8 protein-coding genes are annotated in these 8,070 nt (G+C 68.1%); all 8 read right to left on the bottom strand.

Features of this window, described 5'->3' with window-relative positions; translation table 11 throughout:
- Positions 1-784: 784 nt before the first annotated feature.
- A complete protein-coding gene (locus KLI87_RS09400; protein WP_156221573.1) occupies positions 785-1,141 on the bottom strand; it encodes a hypothetical protein in 357 nt (118 codons plus the stop codon).
- 81 nt (positions 1,142-1,222) lie between these two features.
- Complete coding sequence (locus tag KLI87_RS09395) at positions 1,223-1,813, bottom strand: hypothetical protein (RefSeq protein WP_214616553.1); 591 nt, start codon at positions 1,811-1,813, stop codon at positions 1,223-1,225.
- A 321-nt stretch (positions 1,814-2,134) separates the two neighbouring features.
- Positions 2,135-2,530: a hypothetical protein gene (locus KLI87_RS09390; protein WP_214616552.1), complete on the bottom strand. Its 396-nt coding sequence runs from the start codon at positions 2,528-2,530 to the stop codon at positions 2,135-2,137.
- A 1,311-nt stretch (positions 2,531-3,841) separates the two neighbouring features.
- Complete coding sequence (gene groL / locus KLI87_RS09385; RefSeq protein WP_156221571.1) at positions 3,842-5,470, bottom strand: chaperonin GroEL; 1,629 nt, start codon at positions 5,468-5,470, stop codon at positions 3,842-3,844.
- Positions 5,471-5,989: 519 nt separating this feature from the next.
- The gene (locus KLI87_RS09380) at positions 5,990-6,595 is read right to left on the bottom strand and encodes a DUF4760 domain-containing protein (protein ID WP_214616551.1); all 606 of its coding nucleotides are present in this window, start codon (positions 6,593-6,595) and stop codon (positions 5,990-5,992) included.
- A 221-nt stretch (positions 6,596-6,816) separates the two neighbouring features.
- The gene (locus KLI87_RS09375; RefSeq protein ID WP_214616550.1) at positions 6,817-7,077 is read right to left on the bottom strand and encodes a hypothetical protein; all 261 of its coding nucleotides are present in this window, start codon (positions 7,075-7,077) and stop codon (positions 6,817-6,819) included.
- A gap of 55 nt (positions 7,078-7,132) precedes the next feature.
- Positions 7,133-7,738, bottom strand: a complete 606-nt coding sequence (locus KLI87_RS09370; RefSeq protein ID WP_156221565.1) for a hypothetical protein — start codon at positions 7,736-7,738, stop codon at positions 7,133-7,135.
- Positions 7,739-7,781: 43 nt separating this feature from the next.
- Positions 7,782-8,060 carry a MoaD/ThiS family protein gene (locus KLI87_RS09365; protein ID WP_156221563.1) on the bottom strand — a complete coding sequence of 93 codons (279 nt, stop codon included), beginning with the start codon at positions 8,058-8,060 and terminating at the stop codon, positions 7,782-7,784.
- Between the last annotated feature and the right edge of the window lie 10 nt (positions 8,061-8,070).

The raw sequence follows: 8,070 nt of genomic DNA, 5'->3' as shown, positions 1-8,070 counted from the left end.
CGCCGCCAGCGTTCGTCCTGAGCCAGGATCAAACTCTCCATCAAGGCCACACGACCACCCAGGGGGCGAACCCCGAGCAGCCAAACCTCAGAAGAAAATCCCAGCAAACACCAACCCCCGAAAGGGTCGGCATATTGCCTCAAAGAAATCCCCAGCCCCAACAATCCTTCCGAAGAAGAACCTCAGAGCCACGGGGCGACCCGACCGATCACGGCCGGGCCGATAAAGGCACTGGCTTTTAACACGCTGTTGAGTTCTCAAGAAACGGACACCCACCGCGCCGAACCCGCTTCCGCGAGCCCCGCTCCGGGGCGACTCCTTTACTTTATCGGATCCGCCCGGCTTGTCAATTTCCGGGCTTTTCCGATAACGCCTTTCCGTTCCGCCCACGCGGCCCTTCCAGGCGCTGAAGCCATTTCACCAGATTCGGCTCGATTGTCAAAATCGAACCGGTTCCGGCCCACCGCCGTACAGCAGACACGACGAAGCCGCGTCGGCTGGTTCGGTGGTGGATTCCCCATCCGGGCCGGCCGCCTTTCGGCGTCCCGCTCCCCGTGGGGCGAAGTGAACAGTATGCCCAGGAGGGTGCGGCGTCAAACCGGCACGCGCGTGTCAGTGCGGCCGGTTCGGTCGTCGACCCCGGTCAGGGGGCGCTTCTTCGGCCGTCCGACCTTGGGTTTTGTCCCGGATCACCCCGACGGAACGCCCCATTCGGCGCGTCTCGAACCATCCGAAGTTTCTTCGAGGATGCTCTCGTGCCCGTGCGATCCGGATCAGGCGCGGCTCACGGTTGCGCGAGGTACCCACCGACGAAGAGGACTCCCTCGGCCAGCACCCACACGACCGCCGCGGTGGTGAGCAGCGCGTCGAGCCGTCCCGGATGGTGGCGGACGGTCCGCGTCGCCCAGGCCGTCACCGCGAGGACGGCCGCAACCGCGGCGACCGGCACGGAGAACACGACCGCGTCCTTGAAGGCGGCACCGCAGCCGGGGTCGTGGGCGTCATCGTCACCGCAGAACGCGGCGTCGCCCCACCCGCCCAGGGCCGAGAAGAACCAGAGCAACGCCAGCACGCAGTTCGCGATCGTCGGGATGGCCGGCGAGATCCACCAGCCGTTCGAGCGTCCGCGCATGGCCTGCACGATCGGAACGTACCTCCGTGCGGGCCGAGCGGGAACCCCTGGGCACGAACCTCGGGCGGCGATGCACGCGCCGGGCCCCGGTCAGGTGATCTCCTTCGACTCGTGGAGGTTCAGGTCCATGACGATCGCCGTTATCGCCGCGATCGTCCGCAGTGGCTCGGGGACGGGGTCGTAGATCTCCGCGCTGTACTTGTCCGCGGTCGTCAGCAGGTGCGTGGCGAGTCCCGCCCACTTCTTGCGCACATGGGCGACCTTGCCGCCTCCGGCGTCGGCGACCTCGAAGTTGTTGCGCGGCAGATCGACCGCGACCGCGCCGATCACCGCGTCGGCTCCGTCGCGGATCACATAGCGGCGGCCGACCCGCTCGGTGACGAAGGTGCCGATGATGTCGCCCTCGGGCTCACGCACCTCGGTGATCTCCCGCCCCCGCCGCTTGTCGATCACCAGCAGCGGCTCACCATCGGGTGTCGTCAGCAGGACGGCGCGCGCGTCCAGGTCCGACTTTCCGGGGAAGACCTGCCGGAAGGCCTCACCGCGCCCCTTCTCGCTGGTCTCACCCGCGATGGCGAGGAGGGTGCCGTCACCGTCGAGCACCTTGTACCGCGACTTGGCGATCGGTCCCCTGCGAGGCTGTTCGATCTTGAGGGTCGAGGAGCTGAACACTTCGCGCACGCGTTCTCCTGCCTTGTCGGTGGCCGGACGAGCCACCTCAATCGTCGCGTATCGGGCGTCACCCATCTTCGCCGCTGCACCCACCCAACCGGCGATCCTGCCAAGCCCGGTCCCCGAGGGGAAGGTCTTCTTCAAGGCGGCGTCCCCACAACCGCGCTCACTCGGAGAGGAAACCTGCCTGGCCTGGCGACATGCCCGCTCAGGTCGGGGCGCGGCAAGCATCTTCTTCCCGTCAGGACCCCCTTTCGAGCACCACCACACGCCCTTGTCCGGTGGAGCCGGATCGCCACCGAGCCGGCCGCTGCCGTCCAGATGGCTCGCCTATGGTGCGACGTCCCCGTTCAGCGCTCCATCCCCGATGAGCCGGGCGCGATCGAGAAGTCGGCTGACCGGCAGGCCCTCGTCGCGTGAGGTCACCGTTCTCAGAGGGGTGAAGTCCTCGGGCAGGACGTCCAGGAGGCACAACCCGTGGCCTCCCGCAGAAAGCGCGAGCAGCAGCTCGCACCGCAGTTGCCGAGGGACATCGGGCCGGTGGAACAGGTCGTGCCACAACGCAGGCCACAGGTAGTGGTCCCCGTCGGGCGCCGCGTTCGTGCACACCCACTCCAGGTCCTGGCGTCGGCTGAGGCCGAGATCATGTGCCCGCTCCTCCAGCCTGAGCAACGAAGCCGTGTCGACGGCCTTCAACTCCCGAGGCACAGGCTGGTCCGAGGTCACCACCCCATGCTGCCCAGCCGCTCCCGAGTCCGGAAGCCCTTCCCCGCCGTCACATCCCAGGAATCGGTGGAACAGGCACCAAGCCGCCTGTGACCACCGAAACGAAACCCCAGGAAAACGCACGTGGAGGACGTGCCACGCCCGGCCCATCGCGTCAGGAACAGTGAACGACATGTTCGAGCCCCCGCAGCAGCGCCCCTGCCCCACGCTCTAAGGACTGCTACGCGACAGGCGCGAGGTTCCGGCGATGGACGCAGCTCAACGAATGCCGTCGGGAGCATCAAGCCTGGAATGTCGGGGCAGAAGCGAAGCCGGTAGCACTGGCCCGCCCTTGGGACGGCGAGAAGCGACTACCGATGTCGTCCACCGAACGAGGCCGCCGCTCCTTCAAGGAGCCGGCCGCCCCCGCGTTGTCGACGGCGGCCAGGGCCCGCCGCTTCCTCAAAAGCCCGGCCATCTCTCACCGAACTGCCGCCCACAAGGGGCTCCGACATCAGGGAGGCGCACCGTTGGGGGCTGGCACCGTCTACGCCAGCCTCGGCCTCACCACGTACCGACGCGAGATCCGCCAGGCGCCCGGGGGCCTCATGGCGAAGGCGGCGCGGCCTTCGCACTTTCGGCCAGACGGGAGAGGACCCACCAAACGCGGGCGCCGCGCTCCCCCGCCTCAGCGTTCCGGCGCACCGGCCCACCCCAGCACCGGACCACCAGACCACCGGCACTTCCGGCCATCTGCACGGCGGCACATCAGCGCTCCGAATCATCGCCCCACCGGCCCATCGGCGCGTTTGCGCGTTGGCGCGTCGACACACCAGGGCGCCAGCCCACCCAAGCACTGGGCCACCAGGCCATCGGCACTTCCGGCCATCTGCACACCGGCACATCGGGGCTTCGAATGATCCGCGCACCAGCCCATCGACGCGTTGGGGCATTGGGGCGCCGGCCCCATCGAAGCACCGGGTCGACAGGCCACCGGGCTATCGGCGCTTCGGGCCATCTGCACAGCCACGCATCGGCGCACCACCCCATCGGCCCATCGGCGCTCCGGAGCGTCAACACACCGGGGTACCGGGCCGCCTGCACAGCGGCGCGCCGAACCATCGGCACACCGATGCGTCAACACTTCAGGGCACCGGGCCACCGACTCGGGGTCGGAGCGTTAGCAGGCCCGGTGGGGCTACGCCTGGGGCGTGCCTCACCGGGCCTGAACGCGGAGCGTTGTGACGCTCGCGCGAGCCCGGCCCGAAGGGACGAGCCGCCGCGAGGCGGGCCCCCTGGGCCGAGATCACGATGAACTCGGAATGGACCTGCTCAGAAGTCCATGCCGCCGGCGTCGGGCATGCCGCCCGCGGGAGCCGGGTTCTTCTCGGGCTTCTCGGCGATGACGGCCTCGGTGGTCAGGAACAGCGCGGCGATCGACGAGGCGTTCTGCAGCGCGGACCGGGTCACCTTGGCCGGGTCGAGGATGCCCGACTCGAACATGTTGACGTAGTCGCCGGTGGCGGCGTTCAGGCCCTCGCCCGGGGTGAGCGAGCGGACCTTCTCCACCACGACGCCGCCCTCAAGGCCGGCGTTGACGGCGATCTGCTTCAGCGGCTCCTCCAGAGCGCGCTTGACGATGTTGGCACCGGTGGCCTCGTCGCCCGCGAGCTCCAGCTTGTCGAACGCCTTGGTGCCGGCCTGCAGCAGCGCGACGCCGCCACCGGGGACGATGCCCTCCTCGACCGCGGCCTTGGCGTTGCGGACGGCGTCCTCGATGCGGTGCTTGCGCTCCTTGAGCTCCACCTCGGTCGCGGCGCCGGCCTTGATGACCGCGACACCGCCCGCGAGCTTGGCCAGGCGCTCCTGGAGCTTCTCGCGGTCGTAGTCGGAGTCGGTGTTGTCGATCTCGGTGCGGATCTGGTTGACCCGGCCCGCGATCTCGTTGGCGTCACCGGCGCCGTCCACGATCGTGGTCTCGTCCTTGGCGATGACGATCTTGCGCGCGCGGCCGAGCATGTCGACGCTGGTGTTCTCCAGCTTGAGGCCGACGTCCTCGCTGATGACCTGGCCGCCGGTGAGGACGGCGATGTCGTTCAGCATGGCCTTGCGGCGGTCGCCGAAGCCAGGGGCCTTGACGGCCACGGACTTGAAGATGCCGCGGATCTTGTTGACGATCAGCGTGGCCAGGGCCTCCGCCTCGACGTCCTCCGCGATGATCAGCAGCGACTTGCCGGACTGCATGACGCCCTCAAGGACGGGCAGCAGGTCCTTGTTGGCCGACACCTTGCCCTGAACGATCAGGATGTACGGGTCTTCGAGAACCGCCTCCATCCGCTCGGGGTCGGTCACGAAGTAGTGCGAGATGTAGCCCTTGTCGAAGCGCATGCCCTCGGTCAGTTCGAGCTCCAGACCGAAGGTCTGGCTCTCCTCGACCGTGATGACGCCTTCCTTGCCGACCTTGTCCATCGCCTCGGCGATCATCTCGCCGATCTGCGGGTCGCCGGCGGAGATGGAGGCGGTCGAAGCGATCTGCTCCTTGGTCTCCACGTCCTTGGCGAGCTTGGACAGCTCCTCGCTCACCCGCTCGACCGCGGCCTCGATGCCCCGCTTGAGGGACATCGGGTTCGCCCCGGCCGCCACGTTCCGCAGGCCCTCGCGCACCAGCGCCTGGGCCAGGACGGTCGCGGTGGTGGTGCCGTCACCGGCGACGTCGTCGGTCTTCTTGGCTACTTCCTTGACGAGCTCGGCGCCGATCTTCTCCCAGGCGTCCTCAAGCTCGATCTCCTTGGCGATCGACACACCGTCGTTGGTGATCGTGGGGGCGCCCCACTTCTTCTCCAACACGACGTTGCGGCCCTTGGGACCAAGGGTCACCTTCACGGCGTCGGCGAGCTGGTTCATGCCGCGCTCAAGACCCCGGCGGGCCTCCTCGTCGAACGCGATCATCTTTGCAGCCATAGGCTCCAGTCCTCCCGGAACAAGGTGGCTAAAAAAGGATCGAGCCGACGCCCGCGACGGACGGCCCCCGCCGACGGCTGCCATTCCGCCGCCGAACTGAGGCCTCATCGCCCCGACCCAGACTGTGAAGCTGTCACTCTCCACAGTAGAGTGCCAACCGTTTTTTAGCACTCTACCCCGCCGAGTGCAAGCGCCACACCTCACCGCCGGGGACAGGTCGATCTACCTGACCCAAGTCGGCCTCACCTGCGATGGCGCCTCATCAAGCCTGGTCAGACGTGTCGAGCCAGAGCCCGATACCGGGGTGACCGTGCCGCGGCCTGCTTCACGGACGGTGACGGCGTTCGGGCCGGGGGCGAGGAGCGGCCGCCGAGGACGGCGTCCTGGACGACCGCGCTGACCCCTGGTCGACTCCCCGGCGGCCCTGAATCCGGGTGATGAGAACGATGCCTAGGCGGGCGTCGATGTCATTGGCGGCCTGAAGGTGGATGCCGAGCATGCGCCGGTGTCGACGGTTGTTCAGGATTCTGAGCCCTGCTGTTGGCGGGCGCGTTCTGCTTGCGCGCGTTCAAGGTAGGTGAGCCGCCAGTGCTTGGGGAGAAGACGCTGCCTGGTCCAACGTCCGCGCCTGCTCCACTGGAGGGCCAGGGTCCCTTGGCCGGGCGGTAATGTTCGCGCGTGGGCGGCTAGCGCTTCGAGGAACGAGAACGTTCCCGCCGAGGGATTCAATTCCTGCTCGCGGACGATGTAGGGGGCGATGGCATCCCACACCGCGGTGACGCGGCGCCGAACCAGGGCGAGCACCTCGCGCTCGTTGAGAATGCCCAGCCCCACCAGGGTCGCGAAGTCCATGTAGTGGTAGACGATGTCATAAACGGCCTCTTGCGCATCCTCGGGGAGGCCGCTGAGGCCGAGGTCGGGAGAGTGCTCCTGAGCGAGGCGTCGACAGACGTACTCGTAGCGCTTGTGGAACGCGGGCGATCGATATTCTGAGAGAAGGTTGAGGAGCGCGGATGACGCGTTGGCCCTCTCTTGCAGGAGGGACTGCCGAAGGGCGATCAGGGTCGAGAGAATCAACGCGCAGGCGGCGATGATGAGGGCCGCGACGTTCAAGAGGGTCGACAAACCGGTAGCACCTGCTTCCGAGGGGCCGTCCGCGCGTGGCTGCTCCGCGCGGCCTGGGGCGATTGTGGATTGCCTCCCGCGGTGTCGTCACGATGGGGGAAGTCGCTGACCGTTCCCGAACTTGGACGGTGACCGGCTCCGCACGGTTTCTGGCCGACGCGACCGATACTCGATCCGCGCGGCGCCGGGCGCGGCGGCACGAGCGGCAGCCGGGCTTCGACCTAGTCCCGGGACCAGTAGTGGTCCATGTCGGGCGGGTCGTTTTCAGGGGGTGGTTCTTCGCTCCGGCGGGCGCGCCATGAATTGCGCAGGATTATCGCAGTGATCATTATGAGGCTGCCGCCTACCGCGAAGACGCCTATCCGTACGCAGGTCGGTTCGCCCAGTCCGGCGGCCGCTCCCGCCGCGTAGCCGAGGGCGAAGAGGAAAAGGAGAATCAGCGTCCAGATGAGGAGTTCTGCCATGACGAGCAGGACCTGCATGCTCTGACGCTACGCATCCCGTCACGGGACCCCTCACGGGCGGGACACCGCCCTACTACGAGGCCAGGCCGGTCGGGCGGTAGAGGACGAGGGGGAGCACCTCCTGTTCCAGGCGGCGGGACAGGCGCAGGCGGTAGCGCGCCTCCAGGCGGTCGCGGGCGCGGATGTAATGGGTCGCCGCCTCTTCCAGAGTGGGCGGGATGGAATGGACGCCCAGCGGTTCCAGAATGTGCAGGCTCATGCGGAGGAGTTCGCCTCGGACGCGGTCCTTCATTCCATGGCGGCGTTTGCTGACGAGCCACAGCGACCAGTCCCAGAAATGGGCGTCCATGGCGGCGAGGGTGTCGGGACCCGCGCGCCAGGGCGGGTTGGAGCGGCGCGGGACGTCCGGGAAGAGCAGATCGACCTTGGTGGGGCCGGGGAAGATCAGGAGGTAGCCCGCGACGTCGCCGAGGCGGTCCCACTGGGCGGCGAGCGGACGCCAGGGCGCGACGAGGGCGGGCAGGTCGGAGGCGATGCGGCCGAAGTCGTCGGCGGTGACGTGGTAGTCCCAGTCGGACAGTTCGGTCGCGGTGCCGCGCGCCCGGGAGCCGACGAGCTCGATCCGGCGCACCGTGGGGTGCGCCAGGATCGAGCCCTCGATGTCGTCAGCTATGCCCATGCTGGGGCTTTACCCGGGTTCAGCAGGGGAAAAGCCCCGGTCATCAGCCGCCCGCGACGGCGGGGATGATCGAGATCTGGGCGCCGTCGGGGGTGGTGGTGTCGAGGCCCTCGGCGAACCGGACGTCCTCGTCCCCCACGTAGACGTTCACGAAGCGGCGGATCTTGCCGGAGTCGTCGAGGATGCGGGCGGAGATGCCGGGGTAGCCGGCCTCCAGGTCGGCGACGACCGCGCGGAGGGTGTCGCCCTCGGCCTTCACCTCCGCCTCACCGCCGGTGTAGGTCCGCAGGATCGTCGGGATGCGGACGGACACGCTGCTCATGTACTGGCTC

The organism is Actinomadura sp. NEAU-AAG7 (assembly GCF_018603865.1).
Lineage (GTDB): Bacteria > Actinomycetota > Actinomycetes > Streptosporangiales > Streptosporangiaceae > Spirillospora > Spirillospora litoris.
Note: the sequence above shows the minus strand (reverse complement) of the source record. Positions and strands in the feature narration are given on the sequence as shown.